This is a genomic window from Pseudacidovorax sp. 1753 (genome assembly GCF_040544975.1).
GTDB lineage: Bacteria > Pseudomonadota > Gammaproteobacteria > Burkholderiales > Burkholderiaceae_C > Xenophilus.
Map to the genome: position 1 here is coordinate 92,819 of NZ_JBEPKY010000012.1, position 21,990 is coordinate 114,808.

Below are 21,990 nucleotides of genomic sequence, written 5' to 3' on the forward strand. Positions count from 1 at the left end.
AAGGGTCAGCGGAACGGTGCGCCATCGTAGTGGACGGTCGCGCGCAGCCCCGGTCGCGGGGGCAACAGCGCGCAGCGATGGGGCCGAGGGCATGCAGGCTGTCTCCGGGTTGAATGGCCGCGGCGGGGCTTCGCCTTAGGATGCGGGCGAATCCTCAACGCGGAGACACCCGACGATGGCGCTCATCAACTACCTCACCCAGATCCAGTTCGAGTTCGGCGCGCTGCGCCTGCTGGCCGACGAATGCCGGCGCATCGGCATCGAAAGGCCGCTGGTCGTGACCGACGCTGGCGTGCGTGCCGCCGGCCTGCTGGACAGGACACTCGCCGCCCTGGGCGATCTGCAGGCCTCGGTCTTCGACCAGACGCCCTCCAACCCCACCGAGGCTGCCGTGCGTGCCGCCGTCGAGGTGTACCGCCAGGGCCGCTGCGACGGACTGATCGCCGTGGGTGGCGGCTCGGCCATCGACTGTGCCAAAGGCGTGGCCATCGCCGCCACGCACGAGGGACCGCTCAAGACCTACGCCACCATCGAAGGCGGCTCGCCGAAGATCACCGAGCAGGTGGCGCCCCTGATCGCCGTGCCCACCACGGCGGGCACCGGCAGCGAGGTGGCGCGGGGCGCCATCATCATCGTGGACGACCACCGCAAGCTGGGCTTCCACAGCTGGCACCTGATGCCCAAGGCCGCCATCTGCGACCCCGAACTCACCCTCGGCCTGCCCGCCAGGCTGACCGCCGCCACCGGCATGGACGCCATCGCCCACTGCATGGAGACCTTCATGGCCGGCGCCTTCAATCCGCCGGCCGACGGCATCGCACTCGACGGCCTGGAGCGGGCCTGGAACCACATCGAGCGCGCCACCAAGGACGGCAGCGACCGCGAAGCCCGCCTGAACCTCATGAGCGCCTCGATGCAGGGCGCGATGGCCTTCCAGAAGGGCCTGGGCTGCGTGCACAGCCTGAGCCACAGCCTGGGCGGCGTGGACCCGCGCCTGCACCACGGCACCCTCAACGCCCTCTTCCTGCCCGCCGTGGTGCGCTTCAACGCGGGCGCCGAGTCGGTCCAGAAGGAACTGCGCCTGCAGCGCATGGCCCGCGCCATGCACCTCGACCAGCCGGGCGACATCGGCGAGGCCATCCGCGACATGAATGCCCGCCTCGGCCTGCCCAAGGGCCTGGCCGAGGTCGGCGTCACCGAGGCGATGTTCGACAAGGTCATCGACGGCGCCATGGCCGACCACTGCCACAAGACCAATCCGCGGCTGGCGACGCGCGAGGATTACCGGGAGATGCTGGCCATGTCGATGTGAGGCGCGGCACCGGCCGGGCAGGTCGCGCGCCCGGGCGATCGGCCGCGCGGCGCCCGGCTCCTTCTCGCAGGCGCAGGCGCCGGACGGGGCAGGCTCAGACGCCCAGTTGCTCGGCCCAGCCCAGGGCCTCGACATGCATGGCCAGCAGCCGGTCCACCGGCACGCGGTAGCGCTGCGAGACGATCTCCAGCAGCCCGGCGTCCGCGCTCTCGCAGGCCTTGGCCAGCTCCAGCAGGCCGGCGAACGGCCCGCTGCCCTGCACGATGGCCTCGCGCACCGCGTCGGGCAGCGGCATGAGCGCCAGGGCCTCGCGCAGCGGCGTGGACATCAGCACGTCGAGCATCGAGAACAGGCCGGTCATGAAGGCCTGGTCGGCATCGCCCGGCGACATCTCCTGCAACGCCAGCAACTCCATCAGGCGCCCGCGCACGACCGCCGTGGTGCCGGCCGCGGGTGCCACGCTGCCGGGCGCGCTGCCCGCCAGCAGCAGGGCCGACCAGCGCAGCAGCGGCTTCATGCCGACGGCCATCACGGCATGGCGGAAGGACTCGATCTTGTGGCCGAAGCCGATGCCGGCCGTGTTGAGGTGGCTCAGCAGCTTGTAGGCCAGCGTGGGCTCGTGCTTGAGCAGGGCCTCGATTTCGAAGACCTCGGCCTCGCGCGCCACCAGGTTCAGCAGCTTGATGAGCGAGGCATAGGACAGCTGCACGCTGCGGTCGGCGACGGTGGGCGGCTGCAGGTACCAGCGCCCCTCGAACAGGCGCACGCCGGCGGCGGCCAGTTGCTTGAACTGCACCGGCGTGCGCACATGCACCGCCAGCGGAATGGCCTGCGTGGTCTTCTGGATGGCCCGCGCCATCATCGAGGCCAGGTCCAGCGGCAGCACGCCCATCTCCAGGATGACGTAGGAGGCCAGCGGCACCGAGGCCTCGTATTCCTTGAGCAGCCGCACGTCGAAGGCGAGCTTGAAGCCGCGCGCACGGGCGGCCTGCAGCAGATCGGTGTCGAGGCCACGCTGCGTCCCACCGCCGGCGATCTGCAGCACGACATGCTCGGTGTCCAGGCCGTCGAGCGCACCCGCGGCGATGTCGTCGCAGCTGCAGGCGAGGAAGGTGGGGCTCTTGAGCGCCGGCATCGAGCCGTCATGCGGCTCCCGCAGGCTCGGGTCCATCAGCCGTTCGGAAGGCCGGCCGCGCAGCGGCACCGCCTGGTAGCCGCCCAGACGCCGGTGCGCATCGACGATCACGCGCCGGCCCAGCGAAGGCCTTGCACCGTCCTGCGCCAGGGCGCCGGTTTCGTCACCGGGCACGGGCAGCGAGGGCGATTGGGTGTTGAGCATGGCAAGCCTTCCATGGGACTGATCCCTTAGCGCGATATCGGCAGCGTCACCCCCGTCTTTAGCTTTTTCAAGAAAAATCTTCTTGATTTAACACAGTGCCGGACAAATTTCGGCATTTATTAAATCCAAAGGATTCAATTTCGCAGTAGTCCTCCACGACGCGGCGCGCCGCCCGCGCGGCATGAACTTACGCGGTGGGAAGGATCGAGTGGCCGCGGAGCAGGCCAGGCGCCGCCGGCCAGGAGCTACAGCGGCAGGAGCCGGGCCGGATCGGGCCGGCGCAGCCATTGCGCCCATTCATCGGCCAGCCGGCGCGCCTCGGCCACGGCGGTGCCCCAGGCCCGCATGCGCGCGGCCGGGTCCAGCTGGAGGTCGGTGAAATCGGTGCGGTCGGGCAGCTTGCCGCGCGGCAGGCTGCGCACCCAGTCCGGATCGGGCGCGATCAGCACCATGCGGTCGAGCGCGGGCGTGGACCGATGCCGCCACTTGAGGCCCTTGTCCAGCCAGCCCGGCACCACCGCCTGCTGGAAATGCGGATAGAGCACGAGGCCGTCGTCGGCCCGGTAGCGCAGGTGCAGGTGATAGTCGGTGATGCCGCCATCCCAGTAGGCACCCGGCGGCGCGCCCGGGATGTCGTGCACAGCCTTGAGCACGAAGGGGATGGAGCAGGAGGCCTGCAGCGCGGGATGGAAGTTGGCCGCGTCCAGCGGCACCCGCCGGGTGCGGAAGTCCTGGGCGTCGAAGGGCAGTTCGGCACCGCCGGCCGAGAACACGCAGCGCTCCAGCCAGGCGCCCAGTCCGCGCCGGTGCACGCCGTTGGCGACGAAGGCGCCCAGGTAGCCGGCCACCGTGCGCGCGCCGCCCTCGCGGCCCAGCAGATGGCGGCCGCGCGCGGTGACGACATGCAGCCGGTAGCGGGGATGGGCCAGCACCTCGGCGGCCCGCGGGCCGAAGAAGCCGCACAGGTCGGCATTGAAGCGCTCGCTGATCTGCTGCGGCGTCATGCGGCGCGCGCCCGCTGGCGGATCGAAACGCTGGGCGATGTAGTCGCGCTCGAAGCGGGCGAAGGCCTCGGCCGGGTCGTGGAGGCAGGCGGTGGCGAGGCGCCAGGCGCCAATGGAGGCGCCGACCAAGTCCACCGGCTGGCCGGACTGCGGCAGCCATTCGCCGAAGATGAAGCGGTCGAGCGGCCCGAGGATCAGTCCCTTGGGCCCGCCGGCCGCGCCGGGGATCACGCGGATGTGCTCGGGCGCGAGGCCGTGCTTCTCGATGTGGGCGCGGGCCGCGGGGCCGGCGTGGATGCGCAGGGCTTTCATGGGATCGGGAAAGGCGGCGGTTTGTGCGGGGCCGGTGTTGCGTCCTTCGGCAAGCGGGGCGTGGCGGCGCCGGCAGGGATGGCGGACATTCAGGCCCGTTCGGCGAGCGGCCGCAGCGCCTGCGCATGCTCGCCGCAGAGCGCCCGGAAGCCCTCGCTGATGCGCGGGTCGGCTGCGGCGGCCTCCCAGAAACCGAGCGCTGCGGTGCAGGCTTCGTGCCACGCGGTTCGCTCCTCGGGCAGCGGCAGGGCGAATTCGGGGGTGCGCACCGGCAACTCGCCGCCAGCCAGCGGCGCCAGCCGCATGGGCAGCATGTCGTAGGCCGGCGCGAGCGTCAGGCGCCCCTCGTGCGGCGCGAAGGCCAGGTTGCCGGTGTGCATGTCGCTGTTGGCGATGAGGCGGCCGAACCACCAGAGCCGCTGCACCGCGGGCGCGACGCCCTCGGCGAGCAGGCCCAGGCCGTCCAGCGCGGCCGTCAACGCCGGCCATTGGCTGCCGCCGCGGCCCAGGAAGGCGGCGTCCAGTACGTCGAGCGCGCACAAGGCGCTGCGGCCGGCGTCGCCGTGCCGGTCGAAGCGCTCGACTTCCAGGAAGGTGCGCCCGCCGCCGGCCAGAATGCGGCTGCGTGCGGCCCGCAGGCCCGGCAGCGTGGCCGCCGCTTCGAGCGCCAGGTGCTCGCAGACCAGCAGGTCTGCCCAGCGGCGCACGGTGGTGGAATCGTCCGCGCCCGAGAACTTGACGATGACATGCGGCGTGGCCGCGCCCGCCAGCGCCCGCGCCGCCGTGAACTTGGGGAACTCGCCCGCCGCGCTGGAGCCCGCCACGCCCGCCGCCACGGCCTCGTCGGCACGCTGCAGGTAGTGCGCCACGTGCTCCGCCTCGGCCATGGGTGCCTGGGGCTGCGCCCGCTCGGCCAGCCATTGCTGGCAGGCGGCCTCGCCCACGATCAGGTTGCCGCTCAGGTCGCTGCCGGCCACGCTCATGACGAAGAGCGCGTCGTCGTCGCTCCAGCGGGTCACATCCTCGGGCACCTGCAGCCGGCGGTGGGACAGGCGCGCGAACTGCCGGCCCATGTAGCCTTGCGGCCGCATCTGGTGAAGGGGGTACGGCAGGCCGGGCCACCAGCCGTCGCGTGCCTCTTCAGGCACGGGCCAGCCGGCATCCGCCAGCAGAAGGTGGCTGCCCTCGGGCTGGGTGAGCGTGAGCGGGCCGACGGCCTGCAGCCGGCCCTCCCGGCCGACGGCAAACACGGGCAACTGCGAGGGGCCACCCCGCAGCCGGCGCGCGAGGGCATGCCGCGTGCGCCGGGCCCGCCCCGCGCTGATGACCTCGCCCGCCGGCAGACGGGCCATCTGCCGATGCAGGGTCGGGACGCTGACGCCGAGCGCCGCCGCCAGCTCGGGTGCCGCCTGCGCCGGCCGGAGCGCCAGCTGTTGCCGCAAGGCTTCCGGGCTGAGTTGAACGGGTCGCATGGTTATGAAACGATTTCTGAAATGATTTTATTCAGAAATTCCCTTTTCAATCAACCACTTGGAAACCTTCAGGCCCGTTTTTCGAGAAGATTCCCAAAATGGTCAACGCTTGAGGCTTTGCAGCTTGGCAAACGCCGCGGCCATCTGCCCGCCGGCCTGCGGCGCGGAGTCGCGCCGAGGCCCCTGCCCCCGGCCAGCAGGCTCGAAGCGGTTGCCGTCCCGCGCGCCATCGCGACGGCCGCCCGTGGACGCATCCAGCTTCATGGTCAGGCCGATGCGCTTGCGCACCACGTCCACTTCCATCACCTTCACGCGCACGATGTCGCCGGTCTTGACGACCTCGCGCGCGTCGTTGACGAACTTGTGCGAGAGCTGGCTGACGTGCACCAGGCCGTCCTGGTGGACGCCCAGGTCCACGAAGGCGCCGAACTGGGCCACATTGCTGACCGTGCCTTCGAGCACCATGCCTTCCTTGAGGTCGGCGATGTCCTCGACGCCCTCGTTGAAGCGGGCCACCTTGAAATCAGGGCGTGGGTCGCGGCCGGGCTTCTCCAGCTCGGACAGGATGTCCTTGACCGTGATGACGCCGAACTTCTCGTTGGCGAAGAGCTCCGGCCGCAGCGTCTTGAGCATGTCGGCCCGGCCCATCAGTTCGGCCACCGGCTTGCCGGTCTTCTCCATGATCTTCTGCACCAGCGGATAGGTTTCCGGGTGCACGCCGGTCATGTCCAGCGGATCGGCGCCGCCACGGATCCGCAGAAAGCCCGCGCTCTGCTCGAAGGCCTTGGGCCCGAAGCCGCTGACTTCCAGCAGTTGCCGGCGCGTGGAGAAGGCGCCGTTGGCCTCGCGCCAGCGCACCACCGCCTTGGCGACGCTGGGCGTCAGGCCCGACACGCGGCTGAGCAGCGGCACGCTGGCCGTGTTCAGGTCCACGCCCACGCCGTTCACGCAGTCCTCGACCACGGCGCTCAGCGTGCGGGCCAGCTCGCTCTGATTGACGTCATGCTGGTACTGGCCCACGCCGATGCTCTTGGGGTCGATCTTCACCAGCTCGGCCAGCGGGTCCTGCAGCCGGCGGGCGATGCTGGCGGCGCCGCGCAGGCTCACGTCCACGTCGGGCATCTCCTGGCTGGCGTATTCGCTGGCGCTGTAGACCGAGGCGCCGGCCTCGCTGACCACCACCTTCTCCACATGCGGCGCGGGCGCGCCGGCCTGCTCGCTCATCTTGCCCAGCAGCTTGATCAGGTCGGCCGCCAGCTTGTCCGTCTCGCGGCTGGCGGTGCCGTTGCCGATGGCGATCAGGTTGACGCCGTGCTTGGCGCACAGCTTGCCCAGCGTGTGCAGCGAGCCTTCCCAGTCCTTGCGCGGCTCGTGCGGGAATACGGTGGCGGTGTCCACCAGCTTGCCGGTGGCGTCGACCACGGCCACCTTCACGCCGGTGCGGATGCCCGGGTCCAGCCCCATCACCACGCGGGGGCCCGCCGGCGCGGCCAGCAGCAGGTCGCGCAGGTTGTCGGCGAAGACCTTGATGGCGACCTTCTCGGCTTCTTCCCGCAGGCGGGAGAACAGGTCGCGCTCGCTGGACAGGCTCAGCTTGACGCGCCAGGTCCAGGCCACGCACTTGCGGATCAGGTCGTCGGCCTTGCGGCCCTGGTGGCTCCAGCCCAGATGCAGGGCGATGCGGCCTTCGGCGATGCTGGGCTTGCCCGGCTCGGGCTCGACGGGCAGCACCAGCTTGGCGTCCAGCACCTCCAACTGCCGGCCGCGAAACACGGCCAGCGCCCGGTGCGAGGGCACGCGGCCGATGGGCTCGTCGTACTCGAAGTAGTCGCGAAACTTGGCGACCTCGGGGTCATTCTCGTTCTTGCCCCCCACCAGTGAGGACTTGAGCAGGCCCTCGGCCCACAGCCATTCGCGCAGCGACTGCACCAGCGCCGGGTCTTCGGCCCAGCGCTCGGACAGGATGTCGCGCACGCCGTCGAGCACCGCCATGGTGGTCGAGAAATCGGGGCCCGGCTTGCCGTCGTCCAGCGTGGTCGGCGGCTTCAGGAAGGCCTGGGCCTCGGCCACCGGGTCCAGCGTGGGGTCGGCCAGCAGCTTGTCGGCCAGCGGCTCGATGCCGAATTCCCGGGCGATCTGCCCCTTGGTGCGGCGCTTCTGCTTGAAGGGCAGGTAGATGTCTTCCAGCTCCTGCTTGGTCGGCGCACTGGCGATGGCCAGGCGCAGGGCGTCGGTCAGCTTGCCCTGCTCGTCGATGGCCTTGAGCACCGCGCCGCGGCGGTCCTCCAGCTCGCGCAGGTAGGTCAGGCGCACTTCCAGTTCGCGCAGTTGCGCATCGTCCAGGCCGCCGGTGGCCTCCTTGCGGTAGCGGGCGATGAACGGCACCGTGGCGCCGCCGTCCAGCAGGTCGGTCGCAGCCTGGACCTGGTGCTCGCCCACCTTCAGCTCGGCGGCGATCTGGCGAATGATCTTCTGCATGCTTGCTTGGTTCTACCCAGGGAAAAAGGGCGGCAGTTTGCCATAGAGGGCCGGTATTTCTGGCAAGGCCGGGCTGCGCGGCCAACGGACCTGCCTACCATCGGCCGCGGCTGCAGCCCACGGCGCAGCCGATTTGTCATAAGGGAGGAATCATGTTCGACAAGAAGCACCACGGCGTGCGCGCAAGCACGCTCGTCCTGGCCGCCATCGCGGCCACCATAGCCGCCTGCGGAGGGGGAAACGATTCCCCGACCTTCGCGCCACTGGCCAACGCACCCGCGCCCGCACCAGCACCCGCAGACCCGCCTGCAGCGGATCAGGGCTCCGGGCCCTGCACCAACGAAGCGGACTACCGGGAAGGCACGACCGTCTCGTTCAAGGCCACGATCGCCGACACGCCGGGCAGCGCAGCTGGATTTCAGCGACGCAGCGTGACGGGGCCGCGCGAAAGTTTCGCCAATGCCAATCCGGTGGGCTTCGTATTGGCCGCCGATGTCCGCCAGAGCACCATGACCGGCGCCGATCCCAACGCGAGCATCACGCTCACGACGACGGATGTGCGCAAGGAGTACCGCGAACTGGCCGGCGGCAAGGTTCTCATCTACGGGGACAAGTCCGTCGCGGAAACCGTGTTCTCCAATGCGACGTCCGGGGCTGTTGGCGGCACGACGACCGCAACGACCCAACGCACCTTCGACCCACCCCTGGCCTACCCAGCCAACATGCAACCGGGCGAGGTGGCCAGCCAGCGCACGATCCGGACGACCACCCGGCTCACCACAGGCGTGCTGTCCGCTCCGGCCTCCACTTCCACGGACGAGGGAAGGTTCGACCTGACCTACCAGGGCCGCGAGCGCATCAGCACACCCCTGGGCACGTTCGACAGCTGCAAGTTCACGTACCAGTTGACAGCGGCCCAGTCCGGCGCATCCCTGCAGACGAGCCAGGACACTTGGGTCGCTGCCGAAGGGCCTTACCGCGGCCAACTGCTCCGCCAAAAGAAGAGCGGTGCCATCTGGGATGTGGTGACGCTGGACTATTCGCCAAGCTAAGCCCCTGCAGCGGCAGTCCTTGTCGCTGCTGATCGTTGAACCGGCCCGCGCACTGCGCGGGCCTTTTTACTGGAATCCAAAAAGCGCCGTTCGATCAGCCGAGCGCCGCCCACTATTGATAACGTACAATCGTTATCGTGTTCTCCCCGCTTCGTGACGCCATCTCAACCCGGGCCCCTTCGCCCGCCAGCCTGCTGAGCCTCGGCGCAGGCGTGCGTCTGGCGCTGGCCGCGCTCCTCATGGCGGCGCTGGCACTGGCCGCCTGGTGGGCGATGCTGGAATGAGCGCGCTCCGCCCTTCCGCCGCGTCGAGCACGCAAACCGCGGCGTCGCCCGTGCAGGCGGTCCAGACCTGTCCCATCCGCCTTCAGGACCTGACGGTGGCGTACCGGGGCCATCCGGCGGTGCACCATGTGTCGGGCGATTTCACGGCCGGTGCGCTGACCGCCATCGTCGGCCCCAACGGCGCCGGCAAGACCACCCTGCTCAACGCCATCATGGGCCGGCTGCGCCCGAGCACCGGCCGCGTGGAGCTGGCCGCGCACTGCGCCGGCCGCATCGCATGGCTGCCGCAGCAGGCCGAGATCGACCGCGCCTTTCCGCTGCAGGTCTTCGACCTGGTGGCGATGGGGCTGTGGCGGCAGATCGGCAGCTTCGGCCGCCTGCGCCCCGGGCACCGCGACGCGATCCTGTCCGCGCTCCAGACCGTCGGCCTGGGCGGCTTCGAGCGGCGCAACATCGGCGAGCTTTCGGCAGGCCAGTTCCAGCGCGTGCTCTTCGCCCGCACGCTGCTGCAGGACGCGCCGGTCATCCTGCTGGACGAGCCCTTCAACGCCGTGGACGCCCGAACCACCGACGACCTGCTCGCCGTGGTCCAGGGCTGGCGGGCCGAGGGCCGCACGGTCATCGCCGTGCTGCACGACATCGCCCAGGTCCGGGCGCATTTCGACGAGGCGCTGCTGCTGGCCCGGCGCTGCGTGGCCTGGGGGCCCGTGGGCGAGGTGCTGCAGCCCGCGCACCTGGCCTCGGCGCGGCACATGGCCCAGGCCTGGGACGAACAGGCGCCGGTGTGCGAAGGCGCGCCAGCGCTGCATCGGGTCGGGAGCGCCACGCCATGACGCTGCATGAGCTGCTGATCCAGCCCTTCGTCGATTTTGGCTTCATGCGCCGGGCGCTGGTCGGCGCCCTGGCGCTGGCCCTGGGCAGCGCGCCCATGGGCACGCTGCTGGTGCTGCGCCGCATGAGCCTGATGGGCGACGCCACCGGCCACGCGCTGCTGCCGGGCGCGGCCCTGGGCTTTCTGATCGCCGGCCCATCGCTCGCGGCCATGAGCATCGGCAGCTTCCTGGCCGCCATCGGCGTGGCGCTGGGTGCCGGCGTGGTGGCGCGGGCCACCGCGCAGCGCGAGGACGCCAGCTTCGCCGCCTTCTACCTCATCGCCCTGGCGCTCGGCGTGATGCTGGTGTCGCTGCGGGGCACCAGCGTCGACCTGATGCACCTGCTCTTCGGCACCATCCTCGCGGTGGACGATGGCGCGCTGCTGCTGATCTGCGGCACGACCTGCGTCACGCTGGCGGTGCTGGCCCTGCTCTGGCGCCCGCTGATCGCCGAATGCGTGGACCCCGGCTTCCTGCGCAGCGTGGGCGGGCCGGGCCGCTGGGTCCACCTGGCCTTCCTGGTGCTCACTGTGGCCAACCTGGTGGCCGGCTTCCAGGCCATGGGCACGCTGATGGCGGTGGGGCTCATGATGCTGCCCGCCACCGCCGCCCGCTTCTGGGTGGGCCAGGTCGGCGGTCTGATCGCCGTTGCGGCGCTGATCGCCGCCTTCTCCGGCTTCGCCGGCCTGCTTCTGTCGTACCACGCGCAGTGGCCGTCCGGCCCGGCCATCGTGCTGGTGGCCGGCGCCATCTACCTGCTGTCGCTGTTCGTCGGCAGCCGCGAGGGCCTGCTGTGGCAGCGGCTACGGCGTCCGCACCGGCTGGCATGAGCGCGCGAACCGGCGCCGGAGCCATGCGATCCCGCACCACGACCCCAACCGTTCGCCCTGAGCCCGTCGAAGGGCAGAACAGCGCGCAGGCGTCACCGCGGCGCGAACCGGGCGCCTCGTTCGCATTCCATTCACCCTCGCTTCGTCCCGAAACATGCCGTCCCTGCTGATCTCCCGCCGTCCCTTTCTGATCGGCCTGCTCGCCGTCGCTGCCCTCGCTAGCAGCACCGCCCATGCCCAGGACAAGCCCCTCCAGGTCGTGGCCAGCTTCTCGATCCTGGCCGACATGGTGCGTGAAGTCGGCGGCCCGGACGTGCAGGTCCAGGCGCTGGTCGGGCCGAATGCCGACGCGCATGTCTTCCAGCCCACGCCTGCCGACGCCCGCGCCCTGGCCGCCGCGGACCTGGTGGTGGTCAACGGCCTGGGCTTCGAAGGCTGGATCGACCGGCTGGTGAAGACCTCCGGCTACCGTGGCAGCGTGGTGGTCGCCAGCGCCGGGGTCACGCCGCGCAAGGCCGACGACGACGAGGCCGAACACGGCCACGACCATGGTCACGGCGAGGGCACCGATCCCCACGCCTGGCAGGACCTGCGCAACGCCGTGCGCTACGTCGCCAACATCCGCGACGCGCTGGCCCAGTTGCGCCCGGCCCATGCCGCCGCCATCGGCGAACGGGCGGCCGCCTACACCGCCAAGCTCCAGGCGCTGGACCGCGAGGTCCGCGCGCGCTTCGCCGCCATCCCGGCTCAGCGCCGCCGCATCCTCACCTCGCACGACGCCTTCGGCTACTTCGGCGCGGCCTACGGCGTGACGCTGCTGTCGCCGCAGGGCATCAACACCGATGCCGAGCCCTCGGCCGCCGGCGTGGCACAACTCATCCGGCAGATCCGCAAGGGCCAGGTGAGTGCCGTGTTCATGGAGAACATCTCCAGCCCGCGCCTGGTGGAGCGGATCGCCCGCGAATCGGGTGTGGCCGTGGGCGGCAAGCTGTACTCGGACGCCCTGTCTGCACCGGGCACCGAGGCCGCCAGCTACCTGCAGCTGTTCCGCTTCAATGCCGACGCCATCGCGACGGCGCTGACCGCCAGGGCGCGGTGAAGGCGGTGCCATCCTGCGCCGGGCCGGCCGACCGACTCGATAGACTGCCCGCCATGAGCGCCGCCCATCGCCATTCGCATGACCACGAGGACAACGCCCCCGCGTCCGACGAAGGCATGGTGCCGGAGGGCGCCATCGGCACGCGCGGCACCCGCCAGCGGGCGGCCATCCGGCGGGTGATCGACGAATCGCCCCGGCCGCTGCTGCCAGCCGAGATCCTGGCCGTGGCCCAGCAGGATGTACCGGCGCTGGGCATGGCCACCATCTACCGCAACCTCAAGCTGCTGCTGGAAAGCGGCGCCATCCGCACCGTCGAACTGCCTGGCGCCGTGGCTCGCTACGAATCGGCACGGCATGCGCACCACCACCACTTCCAGTGCCGACGCTGCGACCGGGTCTTCGACATCCATGCCTGCCCCGGGGACCTGTCGGGCCTGGCACCGACGGGCTTTGCGGTCGAGGCGCATGAGCTGACGCTGTACGGCGTGTGCGCCGACTGCGGCGCCGCAACCCGCTGAGCCACCGTCGCCCGTGTGCGGCGTGATGGCGTCGCGCGGCGCGGTCAGCCCGCCCGGCCTGGAGACAGCGCCGATTCCCTCAACGCCTTCGACGCCATCAGGAAGGCGGCCGCATTCCAGCTCTGCCCGGCCATGCCCATGGGCGCCAGCGTCTTGCCGTGGAACCACTCGGTGAAGCGCCAGTCGTCGTGCGCGTTCGCCCGGGCCAGCTTCACCAGCTCGGCGTTCGCCTGGTCGTGCAGTCCGAGCTGCGCCAGCACCATCACCCAGAAGCCGCCGACGAAGGGCCAGATGCCGCCGTTGTGGTACTGGTGAAGGTAGTTCTGCTGGTGACGCCCCATGTAGGGCCGCCACAGCGGATGCTGCTGCGACAGCGGATGCAGCACCACCCGCACCGGCCAGGGCTCACTGGCCCGCGCCTCGCCGATGCGCTGAACGATGCTGGCCGCCATGTCCGCATCGGCCAGCCCGCTCTGCACGGCGAGCACGTTGCCGAACACATCGCCCTCGTCGCCCACGAAGGACAGGTTGACGAAGCTCAGGTACATGCCCGGATCGCGCCGGCCCCGCCGCGCATAGTGGCGCAGCAGGCGGGCACGGTGGTACTCGGGCAGGTCGCGCTGGAACGGGTTGAAGAGGTGGTTGAAGTGGTGCTTCGTCTCGTCCGCATTGGCCAGGCCGAAGCGGCGCTTGACCTCGTACCACAGCGCATTGGTGTAGAGCACGAAGCCCGAGCGGGGCATGATGTCCGCCCAGTCGCTGGCCTCGTTCTGCTGCAGCAGGCGGAAGTGCTGGTGCTCCTGCGCCAGCAGCCACTGGATGGCCAGCGCTTCGCCCGCTGCCCACCGGCCGCCCGGTACGCGGCCCAGGCCGCGCAGGTGGTCGATGGCGATCAGCCACCACAGCGTCGCGTCGATGCAGCCCAGGTACCAGAAATCGGCGTCCTGGCCTTCGGGGTCCACGTACTTCGGGATCTGCCCGTTGGCCGCCTGCTGGTCGGCCAGGGCCTGCACGCTGGCGACGGCGCCTTCCTCCAGCGCCGGCACGCCGCTGCCGGCCATGGCCATGATGCAGATGGCCGCGTCGCGGCCGAAGATGCGGGTGTAGCGCCGCGCCACCGCCGCCTCGGTGCGGCTGGCCGCCAGGATGCCGTGCGGCGAGAGGTTGCGCACCAGCAGGTCGAGCGAGGCCTGCTCGCACTGGGCAATGAGGGCGCGGTCGTCGGGGCTCAGGTCCTTCATCGGCAAGGGGGCATGCAGGTTCAGTGCCCGCGCAGTTGCTGGAGCATCTGCTGGGTGGGATAGCCGTCGGCCGGCTGGCCGCTGCTGCGCTGCCAGGCGCGGATGGCGCCGCGGGTGGCGGGGCCGAGCAGGCCGTCCGGCGTTCCGGGGTCGAATCCGCGCGCGGCCAGGGCCTGCTGCAGCGCCAGCATGTCGCTGCGGCCCAGCGGCTGCAGGTCGCGCGGCCATTCGGCGATCACGCCGGGCCCGCCTGCGATGCGCTGGGCCAGCAGGCCGACGCCCAGCGCGTAGCTAGTCGCGTTGTTGTAGCGCAGCAGCGCACGGAAGTTGGGGCCGACCAGGAAGGCGGGGCCACGCGCTCCAGCTGGCAGCAGCAGGTACGCGTCACTTAGCTCGGGCAGCGGGCCGCCCGTCGCGGCACTCACGCCCTCGGCCGCCCACTGCGCGGGAGACTGCCGAACCGCGGGGTCCGCCCGCGCCAGGTCGAAGCCGGCCGGCAGCCGCACCTCCGCGCCCCAGGTCTGGCCGCGCTGCCAGCCTTCGCGCATCAGGAAATTGCCGGTGGAGGCCATCACGTCGGCCATGCTGCCCCAGATGTCGCGCCGGCCATCGCCGTCGGCATCGACCGCGTAGGCGAGGAAGTTGGTCGGCAGGAACTGGGTCTGCCCCATGGCACCGGCCCAGGAGCCGATCATGTGGGCGGCGTCGATGTCGCCGTTCTGCACGATGCGCAGCGAGGCGATCAGCTGCTGGCGCGCCCAGTCGGCACGCCGGCCGTCGAAGCCCAGGGTCGCCAGCGCATCGATGGTGGCGATGTCGCCGTACTTGCTGCCGAAGTTGCTTTCCATGCCCCAGACGGCCACCAGCACCTCGGCCGGCACGCCATAGCGGACTGCGGCGGCATCGGCGGCGGCCGCCGCTTCCTGCCGCTTGGCCTGGCCGCGCGTCACGCGCTGGGGCGAGACGGCACTGTCCAGGTAGTCCCACACGCTGCGGGTGAATTCGGGCTGGCTGCGGTCGCGCTCGACCACGGCCGGCAGGTAGTGCGCGCCGTCGAGCGCGGCACGGAGCGTGGACTCCTGGATGCCGGCCGCCAGCGCCTGCTGGCGGAACTGCGACAACCACGCCGCAAATGCCGGCCCTCGGTCATCGGCCAGGGCCGATGCGGCACGGCCCGGCGCGGGCGGGGCCACGGTGGCCTGCGACGTCGCCGCGCTCGCCCCGGGCGCCCGGGGCAGGCCGGGCGTCGTAGGCGCTGGCACGGTCGAGGGCGCCGACGCACAGCCGGCCAGGAGAAGGGCACCCACCAGCGCGCAGGTGCGGGGGGCATGGCGGTTCGAGAGGCGCAGGAGCATCCGGACCATTGTCCACAGCCGCCCGTTGCCCACCCTCTGCAAATCCAAAAGCCCGCAGCCTGCGTACAGACGGACACACCCGCTTTCGTCCCACCGCGACACGAACACCGCCATGCCCCGAGACAACACCGCCACCGCCATCCGCTGGGTCGAACAGGGCTATGTGCCTGACAGCGTGATCCGCCTCGGCATCCGCCGTCTGCTGCGCGAGCGCATCGAGGAGCTGCAATGCGGCAACGCCGAGGCCGTGGCCCGACAGACCCGCGACTTCCTCGCCAGCATGCGCACCGCCCCGCTCGCGCCGCTGCCCGAGAAGGCCAACGAGCAGCACTACGAAGTGCCGGCCGATTTCTTCGGCGGCGTGCTGGGCCCTCACCGCAAGTACAGCTGTTGCGAATGGGGCCCGGGCATCGAGGACCTGGACGCCGCCGAGGCCGCCGCCCTGGCCACCACCTGCGAGCGCGCCGGGCTGGTCAACGGCCAGCGCATCCTGGAACTGGGCTGTGGCTGGGGCTCGCTGTCGCTGTGGATGGCGGCGCGCTATCCGGCCAGCCCGATCACCGTGGTCTCCAACTCGCACTCGCAGCGCGCCTACATCGAGGCACAGGCCGAGCGGCGCCATCTGTGCAACCTGAAGGTCATCACCTGCGACGTCAATGCCTTCGACACCGACGAGCGCTTCGACCGCATCGTGTCGGTGGAGATGTTCGAGCACCTGCGCAACTGGCCGGCCGCCTTTGCCCGCGTGGCCAACTGGCTGTCGCCGGAAGGCCGCTTCTTCATGCATGTGTTCGTGCACAAGGATGCGCCCTACCCCTTCGTCGAGCGCGACGCCAGCGACTGGATGACGCGCTACTTCTTCGCCGGCGGCATGATGCCCAGCGACGACCTCGCCATGCAGTGCCAGGACGACCTTCGGCTGGTCGATCGCTGGCGCTGGGACGGCCGGCACTACGCCCGCACTGCCCGCGCCTGGCTGGACAACATGGACGCCCACCGGCCCGAGTTGCTGCCCGTCATCGCATCCGCCTATGGCGCCAACGAGGCCGACCGCTGGTGGATGCGCTGGCGCCTGTTCTTCCTCTCGGTCGAGGAGCTGTTCGGCTGGGACGAAGGCCAGCGCTGGTGGGTAGGCCACTACCTGTTCCAGAAGCGCTGAGGATCGGACCATGCTCCACGCCGCGCTCCTGGGCCTTCTGGTGTCGCTGCCGATCGCGCTGGCCGGCTGGCTGGCCAGCCTGTGGAAGCGCGACGCCAGCCTGGCCGACCGCATCTGGCCCTGGCTGATCACGGTGCCGGCCCTGGCCTATGCCGTGGGCACGCCGGCCGCCGACCCGACCCGCCGCCTCGTAATGTTGGGCCTGGCCCTGGCCTGGGCGCTGCGGCTGTGCGTCTACATCAGCTGGCGCAACTGGGGCCATGGCGAGGATCGCCGCTATGCCGAGATGCGCGAGCGCCATGGCCCGGCCTTCGCATGGAAGAGCCTGGTCATCGTGTTCGGCCTGCAGTGGGTGCTGGGCTGGATCATCTCGGCCCCCCTGCTGGCCGGCATGGCAGGCAGCCGCCCCTTTGGCGCGCTCGACCTGCTGGGCGCGGCGCTGGCGCTGTTCGGCATCGTGTTCGAGGCGGTGGCGGATGCGCAGATGGCCGGCTTCCGCGCGAAGCGTCGCGGCGGCCATGCCGTCATGGACCAGGGCCTGTGGCACTACACCCGCCATCCCAACTACTTCGGCGAGAGCTGCGTGTGGTGGGGCCTGGCGCTGATGACGCTGGAGGCCGGCGGCGCAGGCGCGCTCTGGTGCTTCGTCTCGCCGGTGCTGATCACCTTCATGCTGCTGCGCGTATCGGGCGTGACGCTGCTCGAAAAGGACCTGAGCGCTCGGCGTCCGGCCTACCGCGACTACGTGGCGCGCACCAGCGCCTTCATTCCCTGGCCGCCCCGGCGGCGTACGGCATGAACCCGGCGATGGCCGCAGCGGATCGCACCCGTCCCGCACGCAGCGGCGGCGGCGGCGGCGGCGCATCCTTGCCCAATCGCGCGGCGCTGGCAGGGCTGCTGGCCCTCGTCCTGCCCCTGGGCGCCTGGGCGCAGCAGGTCTGGTCCTTCGAAGCCTCCCTCGACGGCAAGCCCATCGGCCAGCATGTCTTCACGCTGGAGACGCAGGACGGCGGCGCCCGCAGCCTGCGCAGCGACGCCCGCTTCGACGTCAAGCTGCTGGGCATCACCGTCTACCGCTACCGCCATCAGGCGCAGGAGCGCTGGCAGGGCGACTGCCTGAAGTCCCTCACCGCCGACACCGACGACAACGGCGACAAGCTCGCCGTGCGGCTGGAGCCCGGCGACCCGCTGCTGGCCGGCTGCGCCATGAGCTTCGCCTACTGGAACCGCGCGATCCTGAAGCAGCGCGAGCTGCTCAATGCCCAGACCGGAAAGCTGGAGGCGGTGCGCATCGAGCCGCTGCCCACCGCCAGCATCGACGTGCGCGGCCAGTCGGTCGAAGCCCAGCGCTGGCGCATCGTGGCGCTCAAGCAGCGCATCGACCTCTGGTACGACGGCAGCGGCCGCTGGGTGGGCCTGGACGGCACGCTCGAAGGCGGCAAGCTGCTGAGCTATCGCCTGCGCTGAGCGCGGCCCTCATTCATCCACCCTGACCCGCCGGAACGACCATGGCCCTGCCCTTCTCGCACTACCTCACCGCCTACGGCATCGCCGCCGTCGTCTTCCTCGGCCTGGACGCGATCTGGCTAGGCACGATGGCGTCGCGCCTGTACCGGCCCTCCATCGGCCACCTGATGGCGGACGGCTTCTCGGTGGCGCCCGCCGTCATCTTCTACCTGCTGTACCTGGTGGGCATGATGATCTTCGCCATCGGCCCGGCGCTGGAGGCACGCAAGCCCATGCAGGCGCTGGTCATGGGCGCGCTGCTGGGCCTCTTCTGCTATGCCACCTACGACCTCACCAACCAGGCCACGCTCAAGGATTGGCCCTGGCAGGTGACCGTTGCCGACCTGATCTGGGGCACCTTCGTGACCGGCGTGGCCTCGGCGCTGGCCACGCGGCTCACGCTCGCCTGGCGCGGTTGAGGATTCGCGCCCTGCGCTTCTTCTGCCACACCATCACGCCCGTGACGGTGATGACGACCACGGCGATGCCCAAGACGAAGACGAAGACCTGGTAGGACCGCCCGAAGACCTGCGCCATGTGCAGGGCGCCCATCCAGTTGCTCACCGTGTTGCCCGCGGGGCCGCCGGTGGGCAGCCAGCGGCCCATCGGCACGCCCGTGTCGGCGTCGATCAGGACGGCGGTGTTGCCGGCGTCGCTGCGCAGGTCCACCGTCGAATGCACGAGGTAGGCATAGACGCCGCGGCGCCGGTCGAGCTGGAGGCGGTCCTCCCGGTCGACGGTGAAGCCGACCTCAGCCGCCATGTCCTGCATGGCACGCCGTGCGGCGGCATGGGCTGCCGGCCAGTCCAGCCGCGGTGCCAGGACGGGCTTCGGCCGCATGGGCACGGTGCGCCAGGAGTCGTCGAAGGGAAACACCACGCCCATCACCGGCCGGAACACCGGCTCGCGCAGGTTGAACATCACGCTCGACCAGGCGAACAGCAGCAGCACGGCCCACAGCCACAGCCCGCCGGCGCGGTGCAGGTCCAGCGTGGCGCGGTGAACACCTGCCCGCCACTTGACCAGCCATGCTGGCTTCCACTTTGGCAGGAAGGGCCTGCCCTTGGGAAAGGTCAGCCAGGCGCCGACGAAGCAGTCCAGCGTCCACAGCAGCGAGATCACACCCAGCAGCAGCGTGCCCCAGATGCCCGGCAGCGCCAGGCTGTGATGCACCTTGTAGAGCAGCGGCACGGCCTGCTGCGCGGTGAAGGCGATGGCCTCGCGGGCGCGGCGGCCCTGGATGGCACCGGTGTGCGGGTCCACGAACACCTCGTCATAGCCCAGCCGGTGGAAGCCGCCGGCGCCGTCGGGATTCGGCGCGACGGGAAAGCGCGCGGTCCGGCCTGGACGCAGGTCGAGCACCACGGCATCCACCCGGCCCTGGGGCGCCACCTGCTGCGCAACGCGGGCGCGCAGCGCAAAGGGGTCCAGCAGTGGCGCCGCGGCGGGCGAGCGGGCCACGAACAGCTCGGGCGCCAGCCATTCGTCCAGCTCGTCCCGGAAGGCCAGCACGCTGCCCGTGGCGGCGGCCACGACCAGGAAAGCCGCCATCAGCAGGCCGACATACCGGTGCAGCGCCACGACATGCGCACGCTCCAGGCGACGCACGCCGGTCACCAGCGGTAGGTGGCCCGCACGATGGCGTTGCGGCCGTCGCCGTAGAAGCAGGTGGTGGTCGCGTAGTAGCAGGACTGCACGTAGGTCTTGTCGAACAGGTTGCCCACGTTGAGCGTGATGCTCCAGGGTCCGCGGTCGTAGCCGATCAGCGCGTCGACCACCGTGTAGGCCGGCAACTCGGCCGGCGTGGGCGTGCTGCCCAGCACATAGCCGCTGGTGCCGATGACGCGGCGCACGCCCAGGCCCACCTTCACGCCGGGCAGGATGTCCTGCGGCAGGCGGTAGCTGGCCCACACCGACAGGTTGTGCCGGGGCACGCCGGGCGGCGCGGTGCCCTGGTCGCCGTTGTTGCTGCGCGTGATCTCTGCGTCGGTGTAGCTGTAGGCGCCCATCAGCTCGAAGGCGCGGCCGATGCGGGCTTTGGCCTCGATCTCCAGGCCGCGGGACTTGATCTCGCCCGCCTGCACCGAATAGCCGGGATGGTCGGGATCGGTGGTGAGCACGTTGGTGCGGCGCAGGTCGAAGACCGCCGCCGTCATCGACACCGGGCTGTCCGGCGATTCGTACTTGATGCCCGCCTCGTACTGCCGCCCGCGGGTGGGCTTGAAGGGGTTGTTGTTGTAGTCGAGCGCACCGGCCTCGGGCTCGAAGGAGGTGGCGGCGCTCAGGTACGGCGCCCAGCCACTGTCCATCAGGTAGACCGCGCCGACGCGGCCCGTGGTGGCCGAGACGTTGTCGCGGAGGTTGACCGGCGTGATCGGGCTGGTGGCCGAGCCGTTGGTCACCCGGCCGGTGATGTCGCTGCGCGCGCTGTCGTGCCGCACGCCGGCCATGAGCACCCACTGGCGGTCGATCTTGACCTGCTCCTGCAGGTAGACGCCGAGCTGGCTCGAATCGGTCTTGAGCACACGGCTCGGCTGGAAGTTCGGGACGATGGCCGAGCCGTACACCGGCGCATAGAGGTCGAGCGCCCCGACCGTGCCGCGGCGCTCGTTGCGCACCCAGGGCACGTCGGCATAGTCGATGCCCGCCAGCGTGGTGTGCTCGAACACGCCGTGGCGCCATTTGGCTTGCACCTGCGTGTCGATGTTGAAGGACTTGTAGTCGTCGGCGCGGATGAAGGCGAAGCGGTTGAGGCGGCGCTGGTTGGCCGCCTGCAGGCCCGAGCCGTAGGCCGAGTCCCAGGTCATGTCCGACTGGTACCAGCGGGCGTTCTGCCGCAGCGTCCAGGTGTCGTCGAACTGGTGCTCGAACAGGTAGCCCAGCGTCCAGGTGCGGGTGTTGTAGCGGTCGAAGCCCGGCTCGCCGGTGAAGGTGCTGCGCGACAGCTGGCCGTTGCGGTTGGGCAGCAACGTGCCGGCGACCGGCAGGCCCCAGTTGTAGGCCGTGTCGGTGTTCTGGTAGCTGGCCAGCAGCGTGAGCGAGGTGCGGGCCGACGGACGCCAGGTGATGGCCGGCGCGACGTATTGCCGGTCATTGGGGATGTAGCGGGTCTGCGTGTCGGCGTCGCGGGCCATGGCCGTCAGGCGGTAGGTCCATTCGCCCGCGTCGTCGAGCTTGCCGCCCAGGTCCAGGCCAAGCTGGCGGTGGTTGTGGCTGCCGGCCTGCAGGTCGACCTCGCGCAGCGTGTCGGCGGTCGGCCGCTTGGAGACCACATTCACCAGCCCGCCGGGCGTGACCTGCCCGAAGAGCACCGAGCCCGGCCCGCGCAGCACGTCGATGCGCTCCAGGCCATAGGGCTCGACGGTCGAGGCATACATGGCCGGCGCCTGGCGCAACCCGTCGCGGAACACCGGCGTGTTGGACGACGTGGCCAGCCCCGCCGCGAAGCCGCGCACGTTGAACGAGTCGTCGGTGAGGTTGACGCCGCGCGTGCCGATCAGGCCGGGCGTGTAGCGCAGGGCGTCCTGCAGCGCGGGCGCAGCGCCCTGCTCGTCCATCTGGTCGCGCGTGACCACGCTGATGGCCTGGGCGACCTCGATGTTGGGGGTGTCGGTCTTGGTGGCGGTCGCGTTGCGCCGGGCCTGGGGGCCGAAGGTCGAGCCACCGCTCTGCGCCTCGGCGCTGACGGTCAGCGCAGGCAGCGAGGCTGCGGCCTGCTGCGCGCCGGTCCGGGTGGCGGCGGGCGTCCTGCGCAGCGCGTAGCTGCCGTCGGCGGCGCGCAGCGCCTCCAGCCCGGTGCCGGCCAGCAGTGTGTCGAAGCCCTGCTGCACCGTGTAGCGGCCGGACAGACCGCGGGAGGCGAGCCCGTCCGTCAGCGCGGCGTCGAAGGACAGCACGATGCCGGCCTGCGCCGCATAGAGCGACAGCGTCCGGCCCAACGGCCCGGCGGGGATGTCCCGCTGCGTGGCCACCGCCGCGCCAGCAGGGCCCGCCTGCGCCCAGGCGACGGCGGTGCCCGCCAGCTGCAGGGCCAGGGCGGCCATGACGGCCTGCGCCGTCGGACGGAGCAGGGATCGAGAGGGTGCGCAAGAGCGCGGTCGGCGGTGGCGCTGGGCCATGGGCTTCTCCTGGAGATGATGTCGTTCATCTCCTTGCCA

At 70.8% G+C, this 21,990-nt stretch carries 19 protein-coding genes; 11 read left to right on the forward strand and 8 right to left on the reverse strand.

The window, feature by feature from the left end:
• Positions 1-175: 175 nt before the first annotated feature.
• Positions 176-1,312 carry a 4-hydroxybutyrate dehydrogenase gene (gene gbd / locus ABIC63_RS16395; RefSeq protein WP_294365508.1) on the forward strand — a complete coding sequence of 379 codons (1,137 nt, stop codon included), beginning with the start codon at positions 176-178 and terminating at the stop codon, positions 1,310-1,312.
• Positions 1,313-1,406: 94 nt separating this feature from the next.
• Here gbd and ABIC63_RS16400 read toward each other — a convergent pair whose 3' ends face one another.
• The 4 genes from ABIC63_RS16400 to ABIC63_RS16415 form a co-directional block, all read right to left on the reverse strand.
• Positions 1,407-2,651 (reverse strand): EAL and HDOD domain-containing protein, encoded by a 1,245-nt coding sequence (locus ABIC63_RS16400; RefSeq protein WP_294365507.1) that lies wholly within the window; start codon positions 2,649-2,651, stop codon positions 1,407-1,409.
• A 245-nt stretch (positions 2,652-2,896) separates the two neighbouring features.
• Complete coding sequence (locus ABIC63_RS16405; RefSeq protein WP_354320526.1) at positions 2,897-3,967, reverse strand: patatin-like phospholipase family protein; 1,071 nt, start codon at positions 3,965-3,967, stop codon at positions 2,897-2,899.
• An 89-nt stretch (positions 3,968-4,056) separates the two neighbouring features.
• A complete protein-coding gene (gene yjjJ / locus ABIC63_RS16410) occupies positions 4,057-5,439 on the reverse strand; it encodes a type II toxin-antitoxin system HipA family toxin YjjJ (protein WP_354320527.1) in 1,383 nt (460 codons plus the stop codon).
• 102 nt (positions 5,440-5,541) lie between these two features.
• Complete coding sequence (locus tag ABIC63_RS16415; RefSeq protein ID WP_354320528.1) at positions 5,542-7,917, reverse strand: Tex family protein; 2,376 nt, start codon at positions 7,915-7,917, stop codon at positions 5,542-5,544.
• Between the two features lie 152 nt (positions 7,918-8,069).
• Between ABIC63_RS16415 and ABIC63_RS16420 the strand changes: the two genes are divergently transcribed.
• The 6 genes from ABIC63_RS16420 (at position 8,070) to ABIC63_RS16445 (ending at position 12,572) form a co-directional block, all read left to right on the forward strand.
• Positions 8,070-8,969, forward strand: coding sequence for a hypothetical protein (locus ABIC63_RS16420; protein ID WP_354320529.1), 900 nt, complete (start codon positions 8,070-8,072; stop codon positions 8,967-8,969).
• A 137-nt stretch (positions 8,970-9,106) separates the two neighbouring features.
• Complete coding sequence (locus ABIC63_RS16425; protein WP_354320530.1) at positions 9,107-9,253, forward strand: hypothetical protein; 147 nt, start codon at positions 9,107-9,109, stop codon at positions 9,251-9,253.
• Positions 9,250-10,086 (forward strand): metal ABC transporter ATP-binding protein, encoded by an 837-nt coding sequence (locus tag ABIC63_RS16430; protein ID WP_354320531.1) that lies wholly within the window; start codon positions 9,250-9,252, stop codon positions 10,084-10,086. The genes ABIC63_RS16425 and ABIC63_RS16430 overlap by 4 nt, the downstream gene beginning before the upstream one ends.
• Positions 10,083-10,955 (forward strand): metal ABC transporter permease, encoded by an 873-nt coding sequence (locus tag ABIC63_RS16435; RefSeq protein WP_354320532.1) that lies wholly within the window; start codon positions 10,083-10,085, stop codon positions 10,953-10,955. The genes ABIC63_RS16430 and ABIC63_RS16435 overlap by 4 nt, the downstream gene beginning before the upstream one ends.
• A gap of 154 nt (positions 10,956-11,109) precedes the next feature.
• The gene (locus tag ABIC63_RS16440) at positions 11,110-12,054 is read left to right on the forward strand and encodes a metal ABC transporter solute-binding protein, Zn/Mn family (RefSeq protein WP_354320533.1); all 945 of its coding nucleotides are present in this window, start codon (positions 11,110-11,112) and stop codon (positions 12,052-12,054) included.
• Positions 12,055-12,170: 116 nt separating this feature from the next.
• Positions 12,171-12,572, forward strand: coding sequence for a Fur family transcriptional regulator (locus ABIC63_RS16445; RefSeq protein WP_354320636.1), 402 nt, complete (start codon positions 12,171-12,173; stop codon positions 12,570-12,572).
• A 44-nt stretch (positions 12,573-12,616) separates the two neighbouring features.
• Here the strand turns inward: ABIC63_RS16445 and ABIC63_RS16450 are convergent, their stop codons facing one another.
• Together ABIC63_RS16450 and ABIC63_RS16455 are read right to left on the reverse strand one after the other, a co-directional pair.
• A complete protein-coding gene (locus ABIC63_RS16450) occupies positions 12,617-13,813 on the reverse strand; it encodes an amylo-alpha-1,6-glucosidase (protein ID WP_354320534.1) in 1,197 nt (398 codons plus the stop codon).
• A gap of 20 nt (positions 13,814-13,833) precedes the next feature.
• Positions 13,834-15,168 (reverse strand): lytic murein transglycosylase, encoded by a 1,335-nt coding sequence (locus tag ABIC63_RS16455; protein WP_354320535.1) that lies wholly within the window; start codon positions 15,166-15,168, stop codon positions 13,834-13,836.
• A gap of 112 nt (positions 15,169-15,280) precedes the next feature.
• Here ABIC63_RS16455 and ABIC63_RS16460 point away from each other — a divergent pair, with 112 nt between their 5' ends.
• Genes ABIC63_RS16460 through ABIC63_RS16475 form a run of 4 tightly spaced genes read left to right on the forward strand, consistent with a single transcriptional unit; the run spans position 15,281 to position 18,252 of the window.
• Positions 15,281-16,327: an SAM-dependent methyltransferase gene (locus ABIC63_RS16460; protein WP_354320536.1), complete on the forward strand. Its 1,047-nt coding sequence runs from the start codon at positions 15,281-15,283 to the stop codon at positions 16,325-16,327.
• A 10-nt stretch (positions 16,328-16,337) separates the two neighbouring features.
• Complete coding sequence (locus ABIC63_RS16465) at positions 16,338-17,126, forward strand: DUF1295 domain-containing protein (protein WP_354320537.1); 789 nt, start codon at positions 16,338-16,340, stop codon at positions 17,124-17,126.
• Positions 17,127-17,134: 8 nt separating this feature from the next.
• Entirely contained in the window at positions 17,135-17,794 is a 660-nt protein-coding gene (locus ABIC63_RS16470; protein ID WP_354320538.1) for a DUF6134 family protein, read from the forward strand.
• A gap of 41 nt (positions 17,795-17,835) precedes the next feature.
• The gene (locus ABIC63_RS16475; protein WP_294365486.1) at positions 17,836-18,252 is read left to right on the forward strand and encodes a DUF2177 family protein; all 417 of its coding nucleotides are present in this window, start codon (positions 17,836-17,838) and stop codon (positions 18,250-18,252) included.
• On the opposite strand, the gene ABIC63_RS16480 is transcribed toward ABIC63_RS16475, so the two are convergent.
• Together ABIC63_RS16480 and ABIC63_RS16485 are read right to left on the reverse strand one after the other, a co-directional pair.
• Complete coding sequence (locus ABIC63_RS16480) at positions 18,230-19,450, reverse strand: PepSY-associated TM helix domain-containing protein (RefSeq protein ID WP_354320539.1); 1,221 nt, start codon at positions 19,448-19,450, stop codon at positions 18,230-18,232. The genes ABIC63_RS16475 and ABIC63_RS16480 overlap by 23 nt on opposite strands.
• Positions 19,447-21,876: a TonB-dependent siderophore receptor gene (locus ABIC63_RS16485; RefSeq protein ID WP_354320540.1), complete on the reverse strand. Its 2,430-nt coding sequence runs from the start codon at positions 21,874-21,876 to the stop codon at positions 19,447-19,449. The genes ABIC63_RS16480 and ABIC63_RS16485 overlap by 4 nt, the downstream gene beginning before the upstream one ends.
• Positions 21,877-21,990 lie beyond the last annotated feature (114 nt).